Genomic DNA, 26,549 nt, shown 5'->3' with positions numbered 1-26,549 from the left:
CCTCAGACTTCGAGGTAATCCAGAATACCTTCCGCTGCCGTGCGGCCTTCGAAAATGGCGGTCACCACCAGGTCCGAACCGCGCACCATGTCGCCACCGGCGAAGATTTTCGGGTTGCTGGTCTGGTGCTTGAACTTGCCTTGTTCTGGTGCCACCACGCGGCCCTGGCTGTCCATCTGGATGCCATGCTGCTCGAACCACGGCGCCGGGCTTGGGCGGAAGCCGAAGGCGATTACCACGGCATCGGCCGGGAGGATCTCTTCGGAGCCCGGGATCGGCTCGGGGCTGCGGCGGCCACGGGCGTCCGGTTCGCCGAGACGGGTCTCGACCACCTTCACGCCTTCGACCTTGTCTTCGCCGACAATGGCGATGGGCTGGCGGTTGTAAAGGAACTTCACGCCTTCTTCCTTGGCGTTCTTCACCTCTTTGCGCGAACCTGGCATGTTGGCTTCGTCACGACGATAGGCGCAGGTCACAGTCTTGGCGCCCTGCCGGATCGAGGTGCGGTTGCAGTCCATCGCCGTGTCGCCACCGCCCAGTACCACGACCTTCTTGCCCTGCATGTCGACGAAGTCTTCCGGCGACTTCTCGAAGCCCAGGTTGCGGTTGACGTTGGCGATCAGGAAGTCCAGCGCATCATGCACGCCGGGCAGGTCCTCGCCCGGGAAACCTCCCTTCATGTAGGTGTAGGTACCCATGCCCATGAACACCGCATCGTACTCGGCGAGCAGCTGTTCCATGGTGATGTCGGTGCCCACCTCGGTGTTCAGTCGGAACTCGATACCCATGCCGGTGAAGACTTCACGGCGGTTGCTCAGCACGGTCTTTTCCAGCTTGAACTCGGGGATGCCGAAGGTCAGCAGGCCGCCGATTTCCGGGTTCTTGTCGAACACGACCGGGGTTACCCCGGCGCGCACAAGCACGTCGGCACAGCCCAGGCCCGCCGGGCCAGCACCGATGATGGCGACGCGCTTGCCGGTCGGCTTGACCTTGGACATGTCCGGGCGCCAGCCCATGGCGAAGGCGGTGTCGGTGATGTACTTCTCCACCGAGCCGATGGTCACCGCGCCAAAGCCGTCGTTCAGGGTGCAGGCACCCTCGCACAGACGGTCCTGCGGGCACACGCGGCCGCACACTTCCGGCAGGGTGTTGGTCTGGTGCGAAAGCTCCGCCGCGGCCAGGATGTTGCCTTCGGAAACCAGCTTCAACCAGTTGGGGATGAAGTTGTGCACCGGGCACTTCCATTCGCAGTACGGGTTACCGCAGCCCAGGCAGCGGTGCGCCTGCTCCACGGATTGCTGCGGCTTGAACGGTTCGTAGATTTCCACGAACTCCTTCTTGCGCTGGCGCAGCAGCTTTTTCTTCGGGTCCTTGCGGCCCACTTCGATGAACTGGAAGTCGTTACTCAGACGTTCAGCCATTTTTCAAAACCTCTTTACCGCAGTTGCCAGCCTCAGGCTGCAAGCTGCAAGACGATCACTTGAGCACGACGGCCCCCGCGTGCGGGGCCCGTCACTTGCAGCTGTTTTACTGCGGGTTGGCACGGGTGCTGGACAGCAGTTGCTTGAGGTTGGCCGCCTTCGGCTTGACCAGCCAGAAGCGCCGCACGTAGTCGTCCAGGTTCTCGGAGAGCTCACGCCCCCACGCGCTGCCGGTTTCTTCCACGTATTCGCCAAGGACCCGCGCCAGGTGGCTGCGGTAGGCTTCCATCGCTTCACCACTGATCCGCTGGATTTCCACCAGTTCGTGGTTGAGCTTGTCGACGAAGCTGTTGTCCATGTCGAGCACATAGGCGAAGCCGCCAGTCATGCCAGAACCGAAGTTGTAACCGGTCTTGCCCAGGACGCAGACAAAGCCACCGGTCATGTATTCACAGCAGTGATCGCCAGTACCCTCGACAACAGCGTGGGCGCCGGAGTTACGCACAGCGAAGCGCTCGCCTGCGGTGCCGGCGGCGAACAGCTTGCCGCCGGTGGCGCCGTACAGGCAGGTGTTGCCGACGATGGCGCTGTGCTGGGTTTCGAACGGGCTGCCGGCCGGTGGCACGATGGTCACCTTGCCACCGGTCATGCCCTTGCCGACGTAGTCGTTGGCGTCACCTTCGAGGTACAGGTTCAGGCCACCGGCGTTCCACACGCCGAAGCTCTGGCCCGCAGTGCCCTTGAAGCGGAAGGTGATCGGCGCCGCGGCCATGCCCTGGTTACCGTGCAGCTTGGCGATTTCGCCGGAGATGCGCGCACCGATGGAACGGTCGCAGTTGCAGATGTCCAGCGCGAACTCGCCACCCGCCTGGTCGCGGATGGCCGGCAGGGCCATTTCGACCATCTTCTCGGCCAGCTCGCCCTTGTCGAACGGCGGGTTCTTGTCGACTTCACAGAACTGCGGCTTATCCGCCGGGATGTGCGAGCTGCCCAGCAGCGGCGACAGGTCCAGATACTGTTGGCGCTCGGTGTCACCCGGCAGCACGTCGAGCAGGTCGGTACGGCCGATCAGCTCACCCAGGCTGCGCACGCCCAGCTTGGCCAGCCACTCACGCGTTTCTTCGGCGACGAAGGTGAAGAAGTTGATCACCATGTCGACGGTGCCGATGTAGTGGTCCTTGCGCAGCTTGTCGTTCTGGGTAGCCACGCCGGTGGCGCAGTTGTTCAGGTGGCAGATGCGCAGGTACTTGCAGCCCAGGGCAATCATCGGTGCGGTACCGAAGCCGAAGCTCTCGGCGCCCAGGATGGCCGCCTTGATCACGTCCAGGCCGGTTTTCAGGCCGCCGTCGGTCTGTACCCGCACCTTGCCGCGCAGGTCGTTGCCGCGCAGGGTCTGATGGGTTTCGGCCAGGCCCAGTTCCCACGGGGCGCCGGCGTACTTGATCGAGGTCAGCGGCGAAGCGCCGGTGCCACCGTCGTAACCGGAGATGGTGATCAGGTCGGCATAGGCCTTGGCCACGCCAGCGGCGATGGTGCCGACGCCGGCTTCCGCCACCAGCTTGACCGATACCAGGGCCTGCGGGTTGACCTGCTTGAGGTCATAGATCAACTGGGCCAGGTCTTCGATCGAGTAGATATCGTGGTGCGGCGGTGGCGAGATCAGGGTCACGCCCGGAACCGCATAGCGCAGCTTGGCGATGAGGCCGTTGACCTTGCCACCTGGCAGCTGGCCGCCTTCACCGGGCTTGGCGCCCTGGGCGACCTTGATCTGCAGCACTTCGGCGTTGACCAGGTATTCCGGGGTCACACCGAAACGGCCGGTGGCCACCTGCTTGATCTTCGAGCTGCGGATGGTGCCGTAGCGCGACGGGTCTTCACCGCCCTCACCGGAGTTGGAGCGCGCACCCAGGCGGTTCATCGCCTCGGCCAGGGCTTCGTGAGCTTCTGGCGACAGCGCGCCCAGCGAGATGCCGGCGGAGTCGAAGCGCTTGAGGATGGCCTCCAGCGGCTCGATCTGCTCCAGCGGCAGGGCCTCGTCGGCCACCTTCACTTTCAGCAGGTCGCGGATCATCGACACCGGGCGCTGGTCGACCAGCATGGTGTATTCCTTGAACTTGGCGTAGTCGCCCTGCTGCACGGCAGCCTGCAGGGTGTTGACCACGTCCGGGTTGTAGGCGTGGTATTCGCCACCGTGGACGAATTTCAGCAGGCCACCTTGCTGGATCGGCTTGCGCGCGCTCCAGGCCTCGGCGGCAAGCAGCTTCTGGTCGCTTTCCAAGTCTTCGAACCGCGCACCCTTGATGCGGCTGGAAACCCCCTTGAAGCTCAGGCCAACCACTTCCTCGGACAGGCCGATGGCTTCGAACAGCTGCGCGCCACGGTACGAGGTGATGGTCGAGATGCCCATCTTCGACAGGATTTTCAGCAGGCCCTTGGAGATGCCCTTGCGGTAGTACTTGAACACTTCGTCCAGGTCGCCCAGCACTTCGCCGGTGCGGATCAGGTCGGCCAGCACTTCATAGGCCAGGTACGGGTAAACGGCCGAGGCGCCGAAGCCCAGCAGCACGGCAAAGTGGTGCGGGTCACGGGCGGTCGCGGTTTCGACCAGGATGTTGCTGTCGCAACGCAGGCCTTGCTCGGTCAGGCGGTGGTGGACTGCGCCAACGGCCAGCGAGGCGTGCACCGGCAGTTTGCCAGGGGCGATATAACGGTCGCTCAGCACCAGCTGGGTCTTGCCGCTGCGCACCGCTTCTTCGGCCTGGTCGGCGATGTTGCGGATGGCCGCTTCCAGGCCGACGCCCTGCTCGTAGTTGAGGTCGATCAGCTGACGCTCGAAGCCTTCGCGTTCCAGGTTCATCAGCGAACGCCACTTGGCGGGCGAGATGACGGGCGAGCTGAGGATGACCCGCGAAGCATGCTCCGGGGACTCCTGGAAGATATTGCGCTCGGCGCCCAGGCAGATTTCCAGGGACATGACGATCGCTTCGCGCAGCGGGTCGATCGGCGGGTTGGTCACCTGCGCGAACTGCTGGCGGAAGAAGTCGAACGGCGAGCGCACGCGCTGCGACAGCACGGCCATCGGCGTGTCGTCACCCATCGAGCCGACCGCTTCCTGGCCCTGCTCGCCGAGCGGGCGCAGCACCTGGTCACGCTCTTCGAAGGTGACCTGGAACATCTTCATGTATTGCTTGAGCTGGTCAGCGTCGTAGCTGGCCGCGCCCTGGTCATCGGTCAGGGTCGCCTGAATACGCGTGGCGTGCTGACGCAACCAGCGCTTGTACGGGTGGCGAGACTTCAGGCGGTTGTCGATGGCATCGGTGTCGAGGATCTGGCCGGTCTCGGTGTCGACGGCAAAGATCTGACCCGGGCCGACACGGCCCTTGGCAACGACTTCTTCAGGCTTGTAGCCCCACACGCCGATTTCCGACGCGATGGTGATGTAGCCATTGCTGGTGGTCACCCAACGCGCCGGGCGCAGGCCGTTACGGTCGAGCAGGCAGACCGCGTGGCGGCCTTCGGTCATGACGATACCGGCCGGGCCGTCCCACGGCTCCATGTGCATGGAGTTGTATTCGTAGAAGGCGCGCAGGTCGGCGTCCATGGTCTCGACGTTCTGCCAGGCTGGCGGTACCAGCATGCGTACGCCGCGGAACAGGTCGATGCCGCCGGTAACCATCAGCTCCAGCATGTTGTCCATGCTCGACGAGTCGGAACCGACGCGGTTGACCAGCGGGCCGAGCTCTTCGAGGTCGGGGATCTGGTCGTTGGCGAACTTGGTGCGACGGGCCATGGCCCAGTTGCGGTTGCCGGTGATGGTGTTGATCTCGCCGTTGTGGGCGAGGAAGCGGAACGGCTGTGCCAGCGGCCATTTCGGCAGGGTGTTGGTGGAGAAGCGCTGGTGGAACACGCAGATCGCGGTTTGCAGGCGCTCGTCGTCCAGGTCTGGGTAGAAGGCCGCGAGATCGCGCGGCATCATCAGGCCTTTGTAGATGATGGTCTTGTGCGAGAAGCTGCAGATGTAGTGGTCGGCGTCGTGGGCGTTGGCCACGGACGAACGGCGACGCGCACTGAACAGCTTGATGGCGAATTCCTGATCGCTCAGGCCTTCACCGCCGATGAACACCTGTTCGATCTGCGGCAGGCGCTCCAGGGCCAGGCGGCCGAGCACGCTGGTGTCGATCGGCACTTTGCGCCAGCCGACCAGCGTCAGGCCGGCGGCCAGGATTTCGCGGTCCATGTTGGCGCGGGCGGCTTCGGCTTTTACCGGGTCCTGATTGAAGAACACCATGCCGACGGCGTACTGCTTGGGCAGCTCGACGGCGAAGTGTTCCTGGGCCACGGCACGCAGGAATTGATCGGGCTTCTGCATGAGCAGACCGCAACCGTCACCGGTCTTGCCATCGGCGTTGATGCCGCCGCGGTGGGTCATGCAAGTCAATGCCTGCATGGCGGTTTGCAGAAGGTGGTGGCTCGGTTCGCCCGTCATATGGGCGATCAGGCCAAAACCACAGTTGTCCTTGAATTCTTCGGGATGGTACAGACCTGTTTTCATAGACACTTTCTCACCAGGTTTACCTCTCAACCGGAGGCAAATCTCTTTTTTAACAACCACTTACCATCCACGCCGATCAAATGCCAGCTTTTTTGCGGTGGCCATGGAAAACCATTGTTGCACAGCGACAGCGATGCCCACAAATTTTCATGTCTCACCATTGAAAATTTATGTCGCAATTTTGAATGTTTTTGCGCCATGCGCCGTGATAGCGGCTTGGCTCGAGTCTGAAGCGTTTCAGCCATGACTGCAAGATGGGCTTGTGGCCGGCAGTCTGGGACAGAAAAGCCTGCCGCGCTCGGGCGCAGCAGGCTAGACGAAAGTCAGTTTTCGCTCAGCAACTGGGCAGCGGGGTGGTGCCGCCCGGAAGGTAATCAGCGAGCCGTGGCCAGCTCTTGTTGGACGCTGGCGACGGTACGTGGCCAAGGTTTACCAGCCTGGACCTTCGCTGGCAAGTTCTTGATTGCCGCAACCGCTGCGTCGCGGTTGGCAAAGCTGCCGTAAGTGATCACGTACAGCGGCTTGCCCTGCAGGTTTTTCTTGAAGTAGCGATAGTCGCCACCCTGCGCCTTGACGAAGGCCTGGGCCGACGCTTCGGAGCTGGTGCCAAGGATCTGCACCACATAATTGCCAGGCTTCTGGCCCGAGTACCAACCACCGTTGCCTGCGCCAGCGGCAGGTTTTTCAGCAGGTTTGGCAGCGGGCTTGGCCGTGGCCACCTGGGTCGGCGCCGGGGCCGGCTTGGCAGGCGCAACCGGCTTGGCCGGCTGGGTTGCAACAGGCTTCTGAACAGGCGCTACCGGTTGAGCCGGTGCGGGGCTGGTGGTGGCCTGCGCCATGCTCGGGGCCGGGCCTGCAGCCACACCTTGCGGAGGCGCGACGGTAGTGACGGTCGGCGGGTTGGCAGGTTGCAGCGCGGTGTTGCCCGCTGGTCCGCCTTCCTCACCGTCGCCCATGCCTGCGGCCTCAGCCAGCGGCTCACGCATCACCGGCTGCGACTGGCCAACCAGTGGCAGCGGCATTGGCTGCGAAGAGCCGGAGAACTCGATGGCCGGGTCGTTCGACTTGCCATCACCCAGCGGCAACTGTGCCTGGGCAGCGGGCGAATCAGTCGGCGCCTTGTCGCCTTTCTTGGGCATGAGAACCGCGGCAGCAACGGCGACCACGACCACAGCGGACAACGCGAGCACGTGTTTCTTAGGCATTTTGAACCCCATGGATGGTCGCTTTGCCGTGCTACGGCTGGCGATCATGGCTTCGATCAAGGTATCGCGGGCGACCTGGTTGATGTTGCCAGGCCAACCGTCGGAGTTTTCATGGATATCGACGAGCTGCTCACGGGTGAACACTTCGATGCCCCGGCCAGCGCCCTCCAGGCGCTGCTCCAGGTACTCGCGGGTCTCTTCCTCGCTGTAGGGGGCGAGTTCGATGACGTGGAAACGCTCTTCCTCGACATGGATCTCATCCAACCCGGCGATCAGCGACGGCTCGCCGAACAGGAACACGTGCGGGCGCCCCTCCGGGACACCTGCCGCCAGTTCCAGCAACGCTTGGAGTGCCGACTCGTCGAGTTGTTCCGCATCGTCCACCAGCAAGTAGACTTCCTGCCCGGTCAGGGCAAGCTGCACCACCTTGGCCAGAATCGCCTGAACCTCGGGCTGGGCCACTTCCAGTGCCTGGGCTACCTGGCCCAGCACGCTGGCGGCATCGCTGGCGCCGCGGGCCGACACCACCACGCTCTGCACCGACTGCTTGTTGGTGCTGGCCACCAGGGCCTGGCGCAGCAGGGTCTTGCCGCTGCCTACCGGGCCCGTGACCACCAGCATCAACTGGCTATAGCGGGCCAAGTGATGCAGCTGGCCTAGTACAGGCTTGCGCTGGGCAGGGAAAAACTTGAAGCCGGGCACACGCGGCGCGAACGGATCGTGGCTCAACTGGTAGTGGTCGAGAAACGCCTCATCGGCATGCAAACTGGTCATTGCGCTGTCACAACCTCAAAGCTGGGCCACGATCGCGCGGTAATCCGCCGACAACGTGGCCTGAAGAATCTCTTTCGGATAGTCGTCGGTGACCACGGCTTCGCCCATCTGGCGCAGCAGCACCAGGCGCAGGCGCCCATCAATCACCTTTTTATCGACCGCCATGTGCTCCATGAAATGCGCCGGGGTCATTTCCTGTGGTGGCACCACCGGCAAACCTGCATCCTGCAGCAGGCGGATTCCGCGATCGCGCTCAGGCTGGTCGATCCAGCCCAGGCGCATGGACATCTCCAAGGCCATCACCGTGCCCGCTGCCACGGCTTCGCCATGCAACCAGACACCGTAGCCCATGTGTGTTTCGATGGCGTGCCCGAAGGTATGCCCCAGGTTCAGCGTGGCGCGCACGCCAGACTCACGCTCATCGGCGCCAACCACGGCAGCCTTGGCCTCGCAGGAACGACGGATCGCTTCAGTCAGGGCTGCGGGCTCCAGGGCACGCAGGGCCTTGATATTGTCTTCAAGCCAGCCGAGGAAAGGCTTGTCGCAGATCAGGCCGTACTTGATCACTTCGGCCAGGCCCGCCGACAGCTCGCGCCCGGGCAGGGTCTTGAGGCTGGTAGTATCGATCAGCACTGCGTTGGGCTGATAGAAGGCACCGACCATGTTCTTGCCCAGCGGATGGTTGATGCCGGTCTTGCCGCCAACCGAGGAGTCGACCTGGGACAGCAGGGTGGTTGGCACCTGGATGAAATCGACACCGCGCTGGTAGCAGGCCGCGGCAAAGCCGGCCATGTCACCGATCACGCCGCCGCCGAGGGCCACCACGGTGGTCCGGCGGTCGTGCCGGGCGGTGAGCAGGCCGTCGAAGATCAGCTGAAGGGTTTCCCAGTTCTTGTAGGCCTCGCCGTCAGGCAAGATCACTGGCAACACCGAATAGGCACCGAGGGTCTTGCTCAGGCGTTCGAGATACAGAGGCGCGACGGTTTCGTTGGAAACAATGGCAACCTGCCTGCCGGCAATATGTGGCGCCAGCAGCGCTGGCTGGTCAAGCAGGCCTTCGCCAATGTAGATCGGGTAGCTGCGCTCGCCCAGGTCGACCTTAAGTGTCTGCATGTATCCCCACAATGTACTTGGGCGCGGCGCCGGCTGAGCGACCCACGCGGTAACGTTGAACCTCGCCTCGGCGCTGGCCGAGAATAGTCCCGGCTTAGCGGGGCGGCAACTGCTGCAAGCGCTCGAGAATATCGAGCACCACCATACGTGGCGGCCGTTCGTCGGTTTCCACAACCAGGTCGGCGATCTCGCGATAGAGCGGGTCGCGCGCCTCCAGCAGGTTGCGCAACGTCGCCTCCGGATTGGCGGTGCGCAGCAACGGCCGGTTGCGATCGCGCGCGGTACGCCCGACCTGCTGCTCCACCGAGGCATGCAGGTAGATCACCCGGCCACCCTGGTGCAACGCCTGGCGGTTGGCCGCGCGCATCACCGCGCCGCCACCGGTTGCCACGACCACGCCATCGAGCGCGCAGAGCTCGGCGATCATCGCCTCCTCACGGTCACGAAAGCCCGGTTCGCCTTCTTTATCGAAGATCCACGGGATGTTGGCGCCGGTTCGCAGTTCGATTTCCTTGTCGGAATCTTTGAACAGCAGGCGCAGTTCTTTGGCCAACAGGCGCCCGATGGTGCTTTTACCAGCGCCCATGGGCCCTACAAGTATCAAATTTCGCACAGAATCAACGACTCACAGCAATCGCCTGGTCACTCATGATACGCGGAGTCAGGAAGACCAGCAGCTCGGATTTTTTCTCTTGTAATGCATCGCGTCGAAACAGCCGCCCAACATACGGCAGATCGCCGAAAAATGGCACCTTGTCGACCACATTGTTTTGCGTGGTCGAGTACACACCACCAATGACGATGGTCTCCCCATCAGCCACCCGCACCTTGGCATTCACCTCGTTCTTGCGGATCGGCGGCACATCGTTCAAGGCGTTGACGAAGTCAGGCTCGTCCTTGGTCACCTTGACCGTCATGATGACCTTGCCGTCCGGGGTGATCTGCGGGGTAACCTCCAGCGACAGCGATGCCTCGCGGAATGCAACCGACGTAGCGCCGCTTCGGGTGGTTTCCTGGTAAGGCACCTCGGTGCCTTTGAGAATCCGCGCAGTCTCCTTGTCGGCGGTGACCACCTTGGGCTGGGAGATAATTTCGCCATTACCGGTCTTTTCCATGGCGCTGAGTTCCAGGTCCAGCAGCACGCCACCGCGCAACAACCCCAGGCCAATGCTGGAACCGCCCCGCTCCACGCCCAGGTCGACGAACACATCCTTGCCCAATTGCGGCGCCTCGCCATAGAACTGCTGCCCCCAGCGCACGCCGAGGCTTTTCTCGTAGTCGACGTTGGCCTCGACGATTCGCGCCTCGATCGCCACCTGACGCACCGGCACATCCAATTGGGCCACGAGTTGCCGCAACTCGGCCAGCCGATCTTCAGGCTGATGCGCCACCAGGGTGTTGGTGCGGGTATCGACACTCAAGCTGCCACGGCCGGTCAAGATGCCGTCGTCGGCTAGCGTTGCCAGCAGCAACTCGGCAAGCTCAGACGCTTCGGCATGATGGATCGGCAGCAACTCGCGGCGCAACGGCAGCAACTGCTCATCGAGTTGCTGCCCGATACGCGCACCCAGGGACTGCTCAGCCAGCTCGTCCGCCGGGGCCACCAGCAGCACATTGCCTTCCTCACGCCGGGCCAGGCCCTTGCTGCGCAGTACCAGCTCCAGGGCCTGGTCCCACGGGACATCCTGCAGGCGCAGGGTAACGTTGCCTTTTACCGTGTCGCTGGCGACCAGGTTGATACCGGCGTAATCGGCCAGCACCTGCAACACCGAGCGCACTTCCACATCCTGGAAGTTCAGCGAAATCGGCTCACCTCGATAGGGCGTTGCCGCTAGCAAGGGCATCGGCAGCACGGCCACCATCAGCCACGTCATCAAGCTTTTCATCGTCGTCCTTGCCCCCTCTGTCCACGCCCTTCCTGAGCGTCAGCATTGTCATGCGCTCGCGCCACGTGCCGCCTACGAACAGCCGTTCGCGCACCTCCACTTGCCGCTCGCCAATGTGCACCACAACGCCCTCGTCACGCCCCAAGGGGTCACCGAGCCGCACGCGATACAACCGCCCGGCAGATAACACCAGGGCCTCGTGCCCCATACCCCGCGACAAGCTCCCGACCATTTCCAGCTGAGCCAGCGGCACCTTGGCAAGCCCTTCCCGGACAACCCGCGTCGACCAAGCTGAAAACGGGTCGAGCGCCGGCGGTACCACCTCGTCTCGCGCAGGCATCAGGGCCAGCGAGCCCGGCTCCGGTACAGGCCCATCAGCTTGAAAAGCATTGACCCTCAGGCGCAAACGCAGCAGCCCAGGCCGCTCTTCAGCGCTGGCCATCTGCAAGTCGCCGGCACGTAGCAGGCGGATTTGGCCAAGCCAGTCATCCAACCACATACGCAGCGCCGCATACCGCCCAACCACCTGTACCTGCAGGGGTGATTGGCGGAAACCGGGCTTTGCCACTTCATCCAGCACGTCCAGTTGCTCGAAGTGCAGCCCATACGCATGCCCCGAGGCGGTCAGCTGGTCGAGCAGATCGCTGATGTCACCGCCCGCCGCAAGGCGCCAGCGACTGTCCTGCAGGTCTTGCGTGGTCTGCCTCAGGGTTTCCTGGGTGAGCGTGTGTGCCAGCAGCTGGGCGGCCTTGGCCTGCTGCTCCTCGCTCAATGCCCGGTGCCTCGCCTGCTCCACCTGATGCATCTGCCGCCATTCCGGCAGGCGGATCAGGCAGCCAAGCGCAAACACCAGGCAGGCTGCACCTAACGACAACACACATTGAAAGGGGCGCGAACGCACGATGAACGTCTGCCAATCCAAACGATGAAGCAAGGTCACGACCAGGACGCCGACACGCGCGCCAGCAAGAGAAATTCATCACCCGCCGACAGGCTCTTCACCCGCTTGAGCTCCAGGTCGAGCACCACGCTGGAGCGCCCAAGGTCCCGCATGAACTGCGCCACCACTGCACCAGACACGGCCAGCCCGACAATCTGCAGCCGCGCCCCCTCGAGATTCAGCTCGACCACCTGAAGACCCTCGGGCAGCGCCCGCTCCAGGTCGGCGAACAGCGCCATCAGAAGCCCTCGGTCAGCGTGCAATCCGGCCAGCATGTCAGCCTGCGCGCGTACCGACCCGAGCGTTGCCCTGGCACGCTCGAGCTCTTCCAACTGAACATCCAGCACGCCAATTGCCCTCTGCTGAGTGGCGTTGGCCATAGCCTGTTGCTGCGCCCGGTGGCGTGCCAGCTGGTCCATGAGCAGCACAACGCAAAGCGCCAGAAACACACCGCCGACCACCATCCAGCGCAAGCGACGAAGTGCCATCAGGCGTTGCTGCTCGCGCCAGGGCAGAAGATTGATACGCAACATCAATGCAGCCCTCCCAATGCCAGGGCGCACGCCAACGCCATGCTGCTGTCGTGACATTCAAGGCCTTCCAACGAAGGCAAAAGCCGGCACGGCACATTCAAGCGTTCACTCAGCGCTTGAAGGCGGCCTTGTTCGAGCATCGCGGTGCCGGTGACAACCAGATCATCCAGCTGCAAGCCATCGACAAATGACTCACCCAACCGCTCCAGAGCTAACGCTCGGCGCTGGGGCAGCACCTCCTGCGACCAGCTATGCAGCGTTGCGCTATCGGGCTCTAACCGCAGCAGCGCACAACCGCCTGTACGCGGTAGTGGCACCAGCCGCTGCAAGGCAATGCTGTCGACCTCCACCACTTCCAGTTGCAACCCGGCTTCGTCGAACAGCGCCTCAAGAGGCTGTAGCACCGTCTGTCTACAGGCGGCCACCATCACGTCCTGCATGCCGACGTGCACGCTTGAAGCGCCCAATAACTGGAAGTCCATCACCAGGTCTTCCAACGGAAACGGGAACAATCGGTCCGCGTCAGCCAATAGCTGCGCTTCCATCTCGGTTTCAGGCTGATTTGCCGGCAACTGGCACAACTTGCAGATAACCTGCGAGGCCGGCAACGCAACTGCGGCCCGACGCTGGCGGCTGCCACTGTGCCGATAAGCACTGCGCAGCGCCGCCACGACCCGATCAGGGGCCTGCCACCAGTCGCCAGCGGCAAACGGCTCGAACGCTTCAAGCGCCCAGGCAATAGGCTCATACCGCCCTTTGCGCCGCCGCAGTTGCACCATTCGTACGGAATCGGAGGCAATTTCTACCCCCAACAGTGAACCGGCATCCTTGCCCATACGTCCAAGCATCGCTGCTCCTTTGTGGCAACCGTAAACCCGCACCCGCACCAGGCCCAGACGGCCAGGCGGTGCAGCGGGCCGCCCGGCCGGTCACCCGGCGAGGCGAAAAATGCTTATAATGCCCAGCGTTTTTTCGTCCGCCGGCTCCGTGCGCAATTCACCCCTCAACCTGGACACCCAAAAGCCTTGATACGCCTGCTGAAGTTCTTCTGGTGGTCTTTCGTCGCAGTCATCTGCGCGCTCGTACTCGGTGTGAGCGGTGCGTTTCTGTATCTTAGCCCCAACCTGCCGTCGGTCGATTCGCTCAGAAGCATCCAGTTGCAGATCCCCCTGAGGGTGTACAGCAGCGACGGCAAGCTGATTGCCGAGTTCGGCGAAATGCGCCGCTCGCCGATCCGTTTCGCGGAAATTCCCCCACAGTTCATTCAGGCGCTTCTGTCAGCCGAAGACGACAATTTCCTCAATCACTATGGGGTCGACCCGAGCAGCCTGATGCGCGCCGCGACCCAGCTGGTGAAAACCGGTCACATCCAGACCGGCGGCAGCACCATCACCATGCAGGTAGCGAAGAACTTCTTCCTGACCAGCGAGCGCAGCTTCTCGCGCAAGACCAACGAAATTCTGCTGGCCCTGCAGATCGAGCGCGAACTGACCAAGGACGAGATCCTCGAGCTGTACGTGAACAAGATCTACCTGGGCAACCGCGCCTACGGCATCGACGCCGCCGCGCAGGTGTACTACGGCAAGTCGATCCGTGACGTGAGCCTGGCGCAGATGGCGATGATCGCCGGCTTGCCCAAGGCGCCCTCGCGCTTCAACCCCCTGGCCAACCCGGTACGTGCGAAAGAGCGCCGCGACTGGATCCTGGGCCGCATGTACAAGCTCGGCAAGATCGACGAGGCGAGCTACCAGGCCGCCCTGGCCGAGCCGCTCAACGCCAGCTACCACGTACCGACGCCTGAGGTGAATGCGCCGTACATCGCCGAGATGGCCCGCGCCGAAATGGTCGGCCGCTATGGCAGCGAGGCCTACACCGAAGGCTTCCGCGTCACCACCACAGTGCCTAGCGACATGCAGGAAATGGCCAACAAGGCCGTGCTCAATGGCCTCTCCGACTACGACGAGCGCCACGGCTACCGTGGCCCCGAGTCACGCTTCCCGGGCAAGACCCAGGCTGCCTGGCTGCAGGAACTGACTAAGCAGCGTACCTTGGGCGGGCTGGAACCGGCCATCGTTACCCACGTCGACAAGGGCGGCCTGACGGTACTGACCCGTGGCGGCAAGGAAGAAACCGTCGCCTGGGACACCATGAAGTGGGCGCGCCCGTTCCTCAACAGCAACTCCCAAGGCCGAGCGCCGCAATCGCCGGCAGACGTGGCCCAGGTCGGCGACCTGGTGCGCCTGCAGCGCCTGGACGACGGCAAGCTCAAGTTCAGCCAGGTGCCGGGGGCACAGAGTGCGCTGGTCACCCTCGACCCGTACAACGGCGCAATTCGCGCACTGGTCGGCGGCTTCTCGTTCGAGCAGAGCAACTACAACCGCGCCATGCAGGCTAAACGCCAGCCCGGTTCGAGCTTCAAGCCGTTCATCTATAGCGCGGCGCTGGACAGCGGTTACACCGCCTCCAGCCTGGTCAACGATGCACCGATCGTGTTCGTCGACGAGTACCTGGACAAGGAATGGCGACCGAAGAACGACACCAACACCTTCCTCGGCCCGATCCGCATGCGTGAAGCGTTGTACAAGTCGCGCAACCTGGTATCGATCCGCCTGCTGCAGGCCATGGGCGTAGGCCGCACCATCGACTACATCGCCAAGTTCGGCTTCAACAAGCAGGACCTGCCGCGCAACCTGTCGCTGGCGCTGGGCACCGCGACGCTGACACCGATGGAGATTGCCACCGGCTGGAGCACCTTCGCCAACGGCGGCTACAAGATCAACCCGTACCTGATCGACCGCATCGAGAGCCGCAACGGCGAGACGCTGTTTACCGCCAACCCGGCTCGCGTGCCGCAAGGCGCCGAAGCCCCTGCAGGCCTGGCCGCACCGGAACAGCCCTTCAGCACAGCGGCAATGCCGGGCGAGGCACCATCCGCCTTTGGCCAGATAGCGCCCGCCCCCCAGGCGCCGGTCATCGCCGAACAGATCATCGACGGCCGTACCACTTACATCCTCACCAGCATGCTGCAGGACGTGATCAAGCGCGGTACCGGGCGCCGGGCGCTGGCGCTGGGCCGTACTGACCTGGCGGGCAAGACCGGTACCACCAACGAGTCCAAGGACGCCTGGTTCTCCGGCTACAATGCCGATTACGTCACCACCGTGTGGGTCGGTTTCGACCAGCCCGAGACCCTGGGCCGTCGCGAATACGGTGGCACTGCGGCGCTGCCGATCTGGATGAGCTTCATGGGCGCGGCCCTGAAGGACAAGCCCAACCACGCACCTGCCGAACCGGAAGGCATCCTCAGCCTGCGGGTCGACCCAGTCAGCGGCCGTGCGGCCTCGCCGAGCACGCCGAATGCGTACTTCGAGCTGTTCAAGGCCGAGGATTCGCCACCGTCGGTGGATGAGCTGGGCAATGGTGCTGCACCAGGCAGCCCGCTGCCGGCGGATGAAGCGGCACCGATGGACCTGTTCTGATCGCAGGATCGGCGCTGGCCTTTTCGCGGGCTTGTCCCGCGAAATGGCCGGCCCTAACAGCACCAATATCAAGGCAAACAAAAAGCCCCGACTCATACGAGCCGGGGCTTTTTTGTGTCGCTACGGGCTGAATCAGCCGTTGAACACTTCATCCACGCTGTTCAGCGGGTAGTGCTTCGGATACGGCAGGGTAGCCACGCCGGATTCGATCGCGGCCTTGGCCACGGCATCGGAAACAACGGTGATCAGACGTGCGTCCAGAGGTTTCGGAATGATGTACTCACGGCCGAACTCCAGGGCATCAACACCGTAGGCCTTGCACACTTCCTGAGGCACCGGCAGCTTGGCCAGATCCTTCAGGGCGATGGCGGCGGCGATCTTCATTTCTTCGTTGATGCGCTTGGCGCGAACGTCCAGGGCACCACGGAAGATGAACGGGAAGCCCAGTACGTTGTTGACCTGGTTCGGGTAGTCGGAACGACCGGTGGCCATGATCACGTCGCTGCGGGTGGCGTGAGCCAGCTCTGGCGAAATTTCCGGGTCCGGGTTCGAGCAGGCGAACACGATCGGGTTGGCCGCCATCGACTTCAGGCCTTCCGGGCTGAGCAGGTTCGGGCCGGACAGGCCAACGAACACGTCGGCACCGTCCAGGGCATCAGCCAGGGTACGCTTGTCGGTGGCGTGGGCGAACTGGGCCTTGTACTGGTTCAGGTCGTCGCGGCCTGCGTGGATCACGCCGCTGCGGTCGATCATGAAGATGTTCTCGACCTTGGCGCCCATGCTGACCAGCAGCTTCATGCAGGAGATGGCGGCAGCGCCGGCACCCAGGCAGACGATCTTGGCGTCCTCGAGCTTCTTGCCGGCGATTTCCAGGGCGTTGATCATGCCGGCCGCGGTAACGATCGCGGTGCCGTGCTGGTCATCGTGGAATACTGGAATGTCGCACTGTTCGATCAGGGTGCGCTCGATTTCGAAGCACTCAGGTGCCTTGATGTCTTCGAGGTTGATACCACCGAAGGTGATCGAGATGCGGCGAACGGTGTCGATGAAAGCCTGTGGGCTTTCCGACTCGACTTCGATGTCGAATACGTCGATACCGGCAAAACGCTTGAACAGAACACCCTTGCCTTCCATGACCGGCTTGGACGCCAGTGGGCCAAGGTCACCCAGACCGAGGATGGCGGTGCCATCGGAAATCACCGCAACCAGGTTGCCCTTGCCGGTGTATTTGTAAGCCAGCTCAGGATCACGGCCGATTTCACGCACCGGTTCTGCAACGCCTGGGCTGTAAGCCAGGGCGAGATCACGGGCGGTGGCGGTGGGCTTGGAGAGCTCGACGCTCAGTTTCCCCGGACGAGGTTGAGCGTGATATTCGAGAGCGGCGGTTTTCAGGTCTGACATGGTGGGCATTCCGCTATTTACTGTTCTGACGGACCGCCGAGGATACGCAAAGAGCCGGGGAGCTACAAGACTGGCCGGTCACTTGTGTCAAGGCCTTTAGCCTACGACTTTACGCTATAACACACGGTGGCATTGGAGCCATCAGTGTGTACAATCCAATAGCGAAATGTCTACATCTTTTCAGCCTGAAGCACGCTCCAGCATGCTCGGATCGGTTATTGGCAACACCCAGCGTCGCTGCCCTGGCTTGAGCCCACCCTTGCGGGAACGATCCAGCACCCAACCGCGCGCCTCGACCTGGCGTCCCTTGAGGTTATCGAAGAAGCCTGCGGGGAAGTTGCGTTGCAGACGAGCGGGAACCTGCAGCACCACGTCAGTTTCCAGCTCCAGCCAGATGCCGCCGCGATTGCGTGCAATGCTCTGAATGTTGCCACCGATAACCGCAAACCCCGACTGCCTGACCTCGCTGGCGCGCAGCACCGGGGAGCTACGCCAGAGGCCGGCACCGGCCTTGCGCGCCGCCTGCTCGGCAGCTTGCTGACAAGCCACCAGGCGTATATTGGGCGCCACCGCGACACGGTAGCCAAGCCCCTCGCTGAGCAAGCGCGCCTCGAAATTGTCGCCATTGCGGCCATAGATATTGGCCAGCGTGCGCCCGTACTTGTCCTTGCCCTCGATGCCCGGCACCAGCCCTACACGGCCGTCACTGGCTTTGACCAACGCTTGCAGCCGCTGTTTGGCAGCCTCGGCATAAGGCTCGCTGGTACGCCCCTTGCGCCCGATTTCCGGGGCGTTGATGCCGATCATGCGCACACTGCGGCCGTCAGTCAGGCGCAGCGTGTCACCATCCACCACCTGACGCACCGCCGCCTGCTGCGGCTTGCCTGGCAGCGGGCAGAACGCCAGGGCCGACGCCTGCCAGATCGCGCCCACAAAAAAGGCGCCCACAAGGGGCGCCTTTTTCAGCAACAATGCGAAGCCCGAAGGGTTCGCCATGCGCATGATTACTTCTTGGTACCGAACATACCGAAGCGATCGGCGAACTTCTGTACGCGACCACCGGTGTCCAGGACTTTCTGCTTACCGGTGTAGAACGGGTGGCACAGGTTGCAAACGTCGATCGCCAGGGTGTTGCCCAGGGTCGAACGCGTTTCGAATTTGTTGCCGCAGCTGCAAGTCACTGCAACCGCTTCGTAGTTCGGATGAATATCAGCTTTCATGGTCACTTCCTCGAGCTGCGTGCCGCCACCCAACACCAATTGTTGAATACCGCACGTAATTAGGCGGCAAATAATACCAGAGCTTCACACCAACGCAAGTTGTCGCTTGCACCGACCGTCGTCTGCTAGGCTCGCCAGTCTTTGAAACGCCCTGCGAGACCTTCCGCGTGTCCGACGTCATCCTGCGCCTTGCCCTGCCCTCCCCGCTGCGTCGCCTGTTCGACTACCGGGCGCCGGCGAGCATGGCGCGCCAGGCACTCACCCCGGGCATGCGCATCCGCGTGCCATTCGGCCGCCGCGAGATGATCGGCGTGCTGGTCGAGGTGTGCGACCACAGCGAGGTCCCTGCCGACAAGCTCAAACCGGCCAGCGCCCTGCTCGACCCGGTATCGCCGGTGCCGGCGTCGCTGTTCAAGCTGTGCCTGTGGACAGCCCAGTACTACCAGCACAGCCTTGGCGACACCCTGAGTTGGGCCTTGCCCACGCTGCTGCGCCAGGGCGAACCGGCCGAGATGCGCCAGGAACGCTTCTGGCACGTCGCCCCGGACGCCCGCCTCGAAGACCCGCGCATCGCCCGTGCGCCGCGCCAGCGCGATGCCCTCAAGACCCTGGCCCAGCACCCGCACGGCGTGGCGCACAGCCTGCTGAGCAAGCTCAACCTGAACAAAGACAGCCTCGACCTGTTGCTGGCCAAGGACCTGGTCCGGCTCGAAACGCGCCGCCACCTGCCGGCGCAGCGCCATGAGCACTGGCTGGCTCAGCCAGAACTGCCGCTCAACGACGAACAGCGTGAAGCCTTCGATGCCGTGCGCGAGGGCTTCGACGGTTTCAATGCCTTCCTCCTGGCTGGCGTTACCGGCAGCGGCAAGACCGAGGTGTACCTGCAACTAATCCGCGAAACCCTGGAAGCCGGCAAGCAGGCGCTGGTGCTGATCCCCGAGATCAACCTCGGCCCGCAGACGCTGGCCCGCTTCGAACAGCGCTTCAACGCCCGCATCGCCCTGCTGCACTCGGCGGTCAATGACCGCGAACGCCTCGACGCCTGGCTGGCGGCGCGTGATGGCGAGGCCGATATCATCATCGGCACGCGCTCGGCACTGTTCACGCCGATGAAAAACCCGGGCCTGATCATCATCGACGAGGAGCACGACGGCTCCTATAAGCAGCAGGAGGGCCTGCGCTACCACGCCCGCGACCTGGCGCTGGTGCGTGCCCACCAGGAAAACATCCCGATTCTGCTTGGCTCGGCCACCCCTTCGCTGGAAACCCTGCACAACGCCCTGACCGGCCGCTACCGCCTGCTACGCATGAACCAGCGCGCCGGTGGCGCACGCCCGCCGCGCATGATGCGCCTGGATGTGAAAAGCCTGCCGCTGGACAGCGGCATCAGCGGCCCGCTGCAGCAGGCCATCCGCCAGACCTTGGAAGCCGGCCAGCAGGTGCTGGTATTCCTCAACCGTCGCGGTTTTGCGCCGACCTTGCTGTGCCACGACTGCGGCTGGCTCTCGGAATGCCCGCGCTGCGATGCGCGCATGACCGTGCACCAGCGCTCTGGCGTGCTGCGCTGCCACCACTGCGGTTACGACGAGCGCCTGCCGCACCAGTGCCCCAAGTGCAACCACGTCGACCTGCGCCCGGTAGGGGCGGGCACCGAACGCGCTGAGGAGCGCCTGAAGGTGCTGTTCCCCGATTACCCGATCCTGCGCGTGGACCGCGACAGCACAGCGCGCAAAGACGCCATGCACAACCTCTTCAGCACCATCCAGCGCGGCCAGCCGAGCATCCTGGTCGGCACCCAAATGCTGGCAAAGGGGCACCACTTCCCGCGGGTCACCCTGGTCGCCATCCTGGATGCCGACGGCGGGCTGTTTTCCGGCGATTTCCGCGCCACCGAGCGCATGGCGCAACTCATCGTGCAAGTGGCTGGGCGCGCCGGGCGGGCCGAAGAGCCCGGCAAGGTGGTGATCCAGACCCACCTGGCTGACCACCCGCTGCTGGTGCAACTGACCGAGCAAGGCTACTTTGCGTTCGCCGAGCAGGCGCTGGACGAGCGCCGCGCCGCCGGCCTGCCGCCCTATTCGCACCTCGCCCTGCTGCGTGCCGAAGCGCACAAGCCAGGCCAGGCCGAAGGCTTCCTCGACGAGGCCTGCAGCGCGGCGGAACGGCTGGTGGCCGAGCAGCGCTTGCCCGGGATTGAACTGTTGGGCCCGGTGCCCGCTCCGATGGAGCGCAAGGCCGGGCGCTTCCGCGCACAACTGTTGATCCAGGCCAACACCCGGGCACCGTTGCATCGACTGATCAGTGCCTGGTTGCTAGTGTTGGAGCAACTGCCAAGCGGGCGGCAAGTTCGTTGGTCGCTGGATGTCGACCCCGTCGACCTTTATTGAGCATGCCGCCCAAAGGTTGGCAACCCGGCCTCGGCAACGGATAATGCCCAGTTTTTCCACCTGCGCACCCAGGCGCCCCACCGCGCTAGCGGTCGAAAAGAGATCCCCATGAAAGACACCATTCGCCAGCTGATCCAACAAGCCCTCACCCAACTCGTCACCGAAGGTGTGCTGCCTGAAGGGCTGGCGCCGGCGATCCAGGTGGAAAACGCCCGGGACAAGACCCACGGCGACTTCGCCAGCAACATCGCCATGATGCTGGCCAAGCCGGCCGGCATGAAGCCGCGCGACCTGGCCGAAAAGCTGATCGATGCCCTGCCGGCCAGCGCCGACATCAGCAAGGTCGAGATCGCCGGGCCCGGCTTCCTGAACTTCTTCCAGAACACCGACGCCCTGGCCAGCCGCCTGGACGCCGCCCTGGCCGACGGTCACCTGGGTGTGCGCAAGGCCGGCCCGAGCGAAAAGGTGGTGATCGACATGTCGGCGCCGAACCTGGCCAAGGAGATGCACGTCGGCCATCTGCGCTCGACCATCATCGGTGACAGCGTCGCGCGCGTGCTGGAGTTCCTGGGTGACAACGTCATCCGCCAGAACCACGTCGGCGACTGGGGCACCCAGTTCGGCATGTTGATGGCCTACCTGCAGGAAAACCCGATCACCAGCGACGAACTGTCGGACCTGGAGAACTTCTACCGCGCGGCGAAGAAGCGCTTCGACGAATCCGAAGAATTCGCCACCCGCGCCCGTGGCCTGGTGGTCAAGCTGCAGGCCGGCGACCCTGAGTGCCTGGCGCTGTGGACGCGCTTCAAGGACATCTCGCTGTCGCACTGCCAGAAGACCTACGAACTGCTCAACGTCAAACTGACCATGGCCGACGTGATGGGCGAAAGCGCCTACAACGCCGACCTCGCCAACGTGGTAGCCGACCTCAAGGCCAAGGGCCTGCTGGTCGAGGACCAGGGCGCGCAGTGCGTGTTCCTCGACGAATTCAAGAACAGTGAAGGCGAGCCGCTGCCGGTGATCGTGCAGAAGGCCGACGGCGGCTACTTGTACGCCACCACCGACCTGGCGGCCGTACGCTACCGCAGCAACGTGCTGAAGGCCGACCGTGCGCTGTACTTCGTCGACCAGCGCCAGGCCCTGCACTTCAACCAAGTGTTTGAAGTGGCGCGCCGCGCTGGCTTCGTCGGCCACCCGATGCAGATGGAACACATGGGCTTCGGCACCATGAACGGCGCCGATGGCCGCCCGTTCAAGACCCGTGACGGCGGCACCGTGAAGCTGATCGACCTGCTCACCGAGGCCAAGGAGCGCGCCTACGCGCTGGTCAAGGAGAAGAACCCGAGCCTGGCCGAAGACGAACTGCGCAAGATCGGTGAAGTGGTGGGCATCGGCGCGGTGAAGTACGCCGACCTGTCCAAGCACCGCACCAGCGACTACAGCTTCAACTTCGAGCTGATGCTCAACTTCGAAGGCAACACCGCGCCGTACCTGCTGTACGCCTACACCCGTGTGGCCGGCGTGTTCCGCAAGCTGGGCAAGGGCTTCGACGAGGTTGAAGGCAACATCGTCCTGCAGGCCGCCCACGAACAGGACCTGGCGGCACGCCTGGCGCAGTTCGGTGAAACGCTCAACAGCGTCGCGGAAAAGGGTACGCCGCACGTGCTGTGCAGCTACCTGTACGACCTGGCCGGCCTGTTCTCCAGCTTCTACGAGAACTGCCCGATCCTCGCCGCCGAAACGCCGGAACAGCAGCAGAGCCGTCTACGCCTGGCTGCCCTGACCGGTCGCACCCTCAAACAAGGTCTGGAACTGCTCGGCCTGGAAACCCTGGAGCGCATGTAAGTTGGCCGCCAAGAAAAAACCCGCACCCAAGCGCGGCGCCAGCCGCACCCAGGCACCGGCCAAACAGCCGATCCCCGGCTGGGTGTGGTTGGCGGTCGGGCTGACCGTCGGCGCGTTCATCGTCTTCCTGATGAAGCTCGAACCCGGTGGTGGCGACATCAAGCGCACCAAGCCCGAACAGCAGAAGCCGGAGAAGGTGGCCGAGGCCAGCAAGTCGACGCCTGCCACCACACAGCAACCGGTGAAGCCGAAGTACGACTTCTATACCTTGCTGCCGGAGTCGGAAGTGATCGTGCCGCCTGAGGCCGTGCCTGAGAAGACGCCACCTGTGCCTGCGCAACCGGTGACCCCGGTGACGCCAGCCGAAGCGGCGAAGATCGACACGGCGCGCGCCCAGGCCGCGCTGCTGGGGCAGACGCCACCACCGGCGCCACCGGTGCTCAAACCGGCGGCGACCACGCAGTTCTTCCTGCAGGCCGGCTCGTTCCGCAAGCAAGCCGATGCCGACAAGGTACGCGCGCAGATCATCCTGCTCGGCCAGGCGGTGAAGGTGGAGTCGGGCACGGTCAAGGATGAAACCTGGTACCGCGTGCTGGTCGGCCCGTTCAGCAACCGTGAACAGCTGACCGGGGCGCAGAAGCAGCTGGCAGGGGCAGGGTTCAGCAACCTGCTGTTGCAGCAGCGACAGACCCGCCAATAACCAGAAAGGCCTTGCCGCCCAGCGCGACAAGGCCTTTTTTGTACCTTAGCGGCGCTCGGCGTTGGCCTGGGAAACCTGACCGTTCAGCGTCCAGAAATCGTACAGCACACCCACCAGGAACAACCCGCCGGTGAAGAAGTAAATGATCGCGGTGATCCATTTGCCCTGGTACAGGCGGTGCGCGCCAAAGATGCCGAGGAAGGTCAGCAGGATCCAGGCGATGTTGTAATCGATGCGCCCGGAATGGAACCGCATGTCGGCCTCCCGATCCATTGCCGGGATCAAGAACAGGTCGATCAGCCAGCCGATACCGAGCAGGCCCAGGGTGAAGAACCAGATGGTCCCGGTAATCGGTTTGCCGTAGTAGAAACGGTGCGAACCGGTGAAGCCGAAAATCCACAGCAGATAGCCGATGACCTTGCTGTGGGTATCGTGAAGCGGCACCCCATGTTCATAACTGTTCATTCGTAGCCCCTGTGGGTTATCCAAAAATTTTCTAAAAAAAATGTGACTTTTGTGGCGAAGGCCGACGTACGGCAGCATGACAATCGACCAACGGATCAAAAATTGATCAAAAAGCTGTTATAAAGTTGCGCGCCAACACCAAAACCAAAATCAAAACTTCACAAGAGCTTCATCTATGCCGCCTTTGTTCAAGACATGGCTGACCCTCTGCCTATTATTGCCCCTGGCCGCCCACGCCACCAACCGTGAGCAACGTCTACCCAACGGTTTCACCGGCTATACCACCAATGCCTCGGTGAAACACGCGCCCAGCAAGCACAACACGCTGCGCGCACGCCCGAGCCATGCTGCCAAGGGCCACAACCTGCCTGTCGCGGCCATGTCGCCGAAGCAGAGCAGCGATGTGCTCAGCCGCGCCGTCAATGTGCTCGGCACACCTTATGTTTGGGGCGGTAGCAGCCCGAAAAAAGGCTTCGACTGCAGCGGGCTGGTCAAATACGCCTTCAACGACGTAGCCGATGTCGACCTGCCCCGCACCTCCAATGCGATGGCCCAGGGCCACGGCGTGAAAGTGGCCAAAGGCGACCTCAAGCCGGGCGACCTGATCTTCTTCAATATCAAGAGCCGCCGGGTCAACCACGTTGCCATCTACTTGGGCAACGACCGCTTCATCCACGCACCGCGCCGCGGCAAGCGGGTGAGCATCGACAACCTGAGCAAGCCTTACTGGCAGAAGCACTATGTGGTGGCCAAGCGGGTGTTGCCGAAAGAACAGCAGCAGTTGGCCCTGGCCAAGCGCTGATAATTCGGGCCTCTTCGCGGGCAAGCCCGCGAAGAGGCCAGCACAGGTGCTACAAAGCCCTGATCACACCCCTGTCTTGTAGCTCCCGCAGCGCCCCCTCCATCGTCCGCATCCCCTCCGCCGCGCCCGTCTGCATGACCGAGCACAGCTGCGCCATCCGCCCCTCGCGGATCAGGTTACGCACAGCAGGCGTCGCTACCAGCACCTCCCTGGCAGCCACTCGCCCACCGCCCACACGCTTGACCAGCACCTGCGCCACCACCATGCGCAGCGACTCCGCCAACATCGCCCGCACCAGCGGCTTCTCTTCAGCGGCAAACACTTCCACCAAACGGTCGATACTGCCCGCCGCCGAGCGCGTATGCACCGTGGCCAGCACCAGATGCCCGGTTTCCGCCGCGCGCAGTGCCAGGCGAATCGTCTCCAGGTCGCGTAATTCGCCAATCATGATCACGTCCGGGTCCTGGCGCAGCGCACTGCGCAGCCCCTGGGAAAAATCGCGACAATGCCGACCGATCTCACGTTGGTTGACGAGGCTACGCTGGCTGCTGTGGATAACTTCGACAGGGTCCTCAAGCGTGACGATGTGCGCGCAACGCTGACAATTGAGTTGATCGATCAGCGTCGCCAGCGTGCTGGATTTGCCGCTGCCTGTGGGGCCGCCAACCAGAATCAGGCCATCGGTGCACTGCGCAACAGCTCGAAACACTTCTTCAAGGTCGAGTTCATCGAGCGTCGCGATGCGGTTCGGAATCAGGCGGAAGCTTGCCGCCGGGCCATTCAACTGGCGGAACAGGTTAAGGCGAAAGCGGCCAAGGGAGGGTAACGCCAAGGCCAGGTCCTGCTCATCACCTCGCGCCCATTGCTGGCGCTGGCTGTCATCGAGCAGCGGCGCCAGGCTATCGAACAACGAGGCCGGCATCAGGCGCGGCAGGTCCAGGCGACACAGCTCGCCATCCACGCGCAGCATCGGTATTTCGCCCGCGGCTAGGTGCAGGTCACTTGCCCCTGCATCGCCAGCCCGGGCCAACAGGTCGGTCACGTCCATGAGACTCCCCAACGGCCATCAAGCAGGTAGAATGCCGCAGACCCCAAAGCCGACGGCATCGATCCATGTCCACCATAGCAGACAACCTTTCCGCCCTCGCCGCCCGCATCGACAGCGCCGCCCAGGCCGTCGGGCGCGACCCGGCCAGCGTTCAGCTGCTGGCGGTGAGCAAGACCAAGCCGGCCAGTGCCATCCGCGAAATCCATGCTGCAGGCGTGCGCGATGTCGGCGAGAACTACCTGCAGGAAGCCCTGGGCAAACAGGACGAACTGCGCGACCTGCCCTTGATCTGGCACTTCATCGGCCCCATTCAGTCGAACAAGACCAAAGCCATTGCCGAGCATTTCGACTGGGTACATTCCGTGGACCGCCTGAAGATCGCCCAACGCCTGTCCGAACAGCGCCCTCAGGGCCTGGCGCCGCTGAACATCTGCCTGCAGGTGAACGTCAGCGGTGAAGACAGCAAGTCAGGCTGTGCCCCGGCCGACCTGCCAGCACTGGCCCATGCCGTGGCCGCATTGCCCAACCTGCGCCTGCGCGGGCTGATGGCAATTCCCGAACCCAGCGAAGACCGCGCCGAACAAGAGGCCGCCTTTGCCACCCTGCGCCAGTTGCAGGAGGGCCTGGATCTTGGCCTGGACACCCTGTCCATGGGCATGAGCCACGACCTGGAAGCCGCCATTGCACAGGGCGCGACCTGGGTACGCATCGGCACCGCCCTGTTCGGTGCGCGCAACTACGGGCCCGTCTGATTCCATGCTTTACTCACTCTTTCCCT

20 protein-coding genes are annotated in these 26,549 nt (G+C 63.4%); 6 read left to right on the top strand and 14 right to left on the bottom strand.

All coding sequences use genetic code 11. The features are described 5' to 3' along the window. Positions 1-2: 2 nt before the first annotated feature. The 9 genes from ACIPIJ_RS18600 to pilM form a co-directional block, all read right to left on the bottom strand. Complete coding sequence (locus tag ACIPIJ_RS18600; RefSeq protein ID WP_401079323.1) at positions 3-1,421, bottom strand: FAD-dependent oxidoreductase; 1,419 nt, start codon at positions 1,419-1,421, stop codon at positions 3-5. Between the two features lie 106 nt (positions 1,422-1,527). Next, positions 1,528-5,973 (bottom strand): glutamate synthase large subunit, encoded by a 4,446-nt coding sequence (gene gltB / locus ACIPIJ_RS18595; protein ID WP_401079321.1) that lies wholly within the window; start codon positions 5,971-5,973, stop codon positions 1,528-1,530. Positions 5,974-6,347: 374 nt separating this feature from the next. Beyond that, positions 6,348-7,952 (bottom strand): SPOR domain-containing protein, encoded by a 1,605-nt coding sequence (locus ACIPIJ_RS18590; protein WP_401079319.1) that lies wholly within the window; start codon positions 7,950-7,952, stop codon positions 6,348-6,350. A 15-nt stretch (positions 7,953-7,967) separates the two neighbouring features. After that, a complete protein-coding gene (gene aroB / locus ACIPIJ_RS18585; protein WP_401079317.1) occupies positions 7,968-9,065 on the bottom strand; it encodes a 3-dehydroquinate synthase in 1,098 nt (365 codons plus the stop codon). A gap of 94 nt (positions 9,066-9,159) precedes the next feature. Then, a complete protein-coding gene (gene aroK / locus ACIPIJ_RS18580; RefSeq protein ID WP_401079315.1) occupies positions 9,160-9,678 on the bottom strand; it encodes a shikimate kinase AroK in 519 nt (172 codons plus the stop codon). A 4-nt stretch (positions 9,679-9,682) separates the two neighbouring features. After that, the gene (locus ACIPIJ_RS18575) at positions 9,683-10,951 is read right to left on the bottom strand and encodes a type IV pilus secretin PilQ (protein ID WP_401079313.1); all 1,269 of its coding nucleotides are present in this window, start codon (positions 10,949-10,951) and stop codon (positions 9,683-9,685) included. Next, positions 10,875-11,891 carry a pilus assembly protein PilP gene (locus tag ACIPIJ_RS18570; protein WP_401079311.1) on the bottom strand — a complete coding sequence of 339 codons (1,017 nt, stop codon included), beginning with the start codon at positions 11,889-11,891 and terminating at the stop codon, positions 10,875-10,877. The genes ACIPIJ_RS18575 and ACIPIJ_RS18570 overlap by 77 nt, the downstream gene beginning before the upstream one ends. Continuing rightward, positions 11,888-12,424: a PilN domain-containing protein gene (locus ACIPIJ_RS18565; protein ID WP_401079309.1), complete on the bottom strand. Its 537-nt coding sequence runs from the start codon at positions 12,422-12,424 to the stop codon at positions 11,888-11,890. The genes ACIPIJ_RS18570 and ACIPIJ_RS18565 overlap by 4 nt, the downstream gene beginning before the upstream one ends. Further along, positions 12,424-13,272, bottom strand: coding sequence for a type IV pilus biogenesis protein PilM (gene pilM / locus ACIPIJ_RS18560; RefSeq protein ID WP_401079307.1), 849 nt, complete (start codon positions 13,270-13,272; stop codon positions 12,424-12,426). The genes ACIPIJ_RS18565 and pilM overlap by 1 nt, the downstream gene beginning before the upstream one ends. A gap of 180 nt (positions 13,273-13,452) precedes the next feature. Here pilM and ACIPIJ_RS18555 point away from each other — a divergent pair, with 180 nt between their 5' ends. Next, positions 13,453-15,903, top strand: a complete 2,451-nt coding sequence (locus ACIPIJ_RS18555; RefSeq protein ID WP_401079846.1) for a penicillin-binding protein 1A — start codon at positions 13,453-13,455, stop codon at positions 15,901-15,903. 132 nt (positions 15,904-16,035) lie between these two features. Here ACIPIJ_RS18555 and ACIPIJ_RS18550 read toward each other — a convergent pair whose 3' ends face one another. From ACIPIJ_RS18550 to rpmE, 3 genes are all read right to left on the bottom strand, one after another. Further along, entirely contained in the window at positions 16,036-17,304 is a 1,269-nt protein-coding gene (locus ACIPIJ_RS18550; RefSeq protein ID WP_401079305.1) for a malic enzyme-like NAD(P)-binding protein, read from the bottom strand. Positions 17,305-17,484: 180 nt separating this feature from the next. After that, on the bottom strand, positions 17,485-18,306 hold the full coding sequence (locus ACIPIJ_RS18545) for a thermonuclease family protein (RefSeq protein ID WP_401079303.1): 822 nt from the start codon (positions 18,304-18,306) through the stop codon (positions 17,485-17,487). 2 nt (positions 18,307-18,308) lie between these two features. Beyond that, positions 18,309-18,524 carry a 50S ribosomal protein L31 gene (rpmE, locus tag ACIPIJ_RS18540; RefSeq protein WP_054891182.1) on the bottom strand — a complete coding sequence of 72 codons (216 nt, stop codon included), beginning with the start codon at positions 18,522-18,524 and terminating at the stop codon, positions 18,309-18,311. 167 nt (positions 18,525-18,691) lie between these two features. On the opposite strand from rpmE, the gene ACIPIJ_RS18535 reads away from it, so the two are divergent. From ACIPIJ_RS18535 to ACIPIJ_RS18525, 3 genes are all read left to right on the top strand, one after another. Further along, positions 18,692-20,911 carry a primosomal protein N' gene (locus ACIPIJ_RS18535; RefSeq protein WP_401079301.1) on the top strand — a complete coding sequence of 740 codons (2,220 nt, stop codon included), beginning with the start codon at positions 18,692-18,694 and terminating at the stop codon, positions 20,909-20,911. 108 nt (positions 20,912-21,019) lie between these two features. Beyond that, the gene (gene argS / locus ACIPIJ_RS18530) at positions 21,020-22,756 is read left to right on the top strand and encodes an arginine--tRNA ligase (protein ID WP_401079299.1); all 1,737 of its coding nucleotides are present in this window, start codon (positions 21,020-21,022) and stop codon (positions 22,754-22,756) included. A 1-nt stretch (position 22,757) separates the two neighbouring features. Beyond that, positions 22,758-23,456, top strand: a complete 699-nt coding sequence (locus tag ACIPIJ_RS18525) for an SPOR domain-containing protein (RefSeq protein WP_401079297.1) — start codon at positions 22,758-22,760, stop codon at positions 23,454-23,456. A gap of 45 nt (positions 23,457-23,501) precedes the next feature. Here ACIPIJ_RS18525 and ACIPIJ_RS18520 read toward each other — a convergent pair whose 3' ends face one another. Continuing rightward, a complete protein-coding gene (locus ACIPIJ_RS18520) occupies positions 23,502-23,921 on the bottom strand; it encodes a TM2 domain-containing protein (RefSeq protein ID WP_401079295.1) in 420 nt (139 codons plus the stop codon). Positions 23,922-24,096: 175 nt separating this feature from the next. Between ACIPIJ_RS18520 and ACIPIJ_RS18515 the strand changes: the two genes are divergently transcribed. Then, a complete protein-coding gene (locus ACIPIJ_RS18515; RefSeq protein WP_401079293.1) occupies positions 24,097-24,723 on the top strand; it encodes a C40 family peptidase in 627 nt (208 codons plus the stop codon). Positions 24,724-24,772: 49 nt separating this feature from the next. Here ACIPIJ_RS18515 and ACIPIJ_RS18510 read toward each other — a convergent pair whose 3' ends face one another. Then, positions 24,773-25,771: a type IV pilus twitching motility protein PilT gene (locus ACIPIJ_RS18510; RefSeq protein ID WP_401079291.1), complete on the bottom strand. Its 999-nt coding sequence runs from the start codon at positions 25,769-25,771 to the stop codon at positions 24,773-24,775. Between the two features lie 65 nt (positions 25,772-25,836). Between ACIPIJ_RS18510 and ACIPIJ_RS18505 the strand changes: the two genes are divergently transcribed. Further along, a complete protein-coding gene (locus ACIPIJ_RS18505; RefSeq protein ID WP_401079289.1) occupies positions 25,837-26,523 on the top strand; it encodes a YggS family pyridoxal phosphate-dependent enzyme in 687 nt (228 codons plus the stop codon). Positions 26,524-26,549 lie beyond the last annotated feature (26 nt).

The organism is Pseudomonas sp. NPDC087185, assembly GCF_044744955.1.
Lineage (GTDB): Bacteria > Pseudomonadota > Gammaproteobacteria > Pseudomonadales > Pseudomonadaceae > Aquipseudomonas.
The sequence above is the reverse complement of the archived record's forward strand: the minus strand, read 5'-3'. Positions and strand labels throughout refer to the sequence as shown.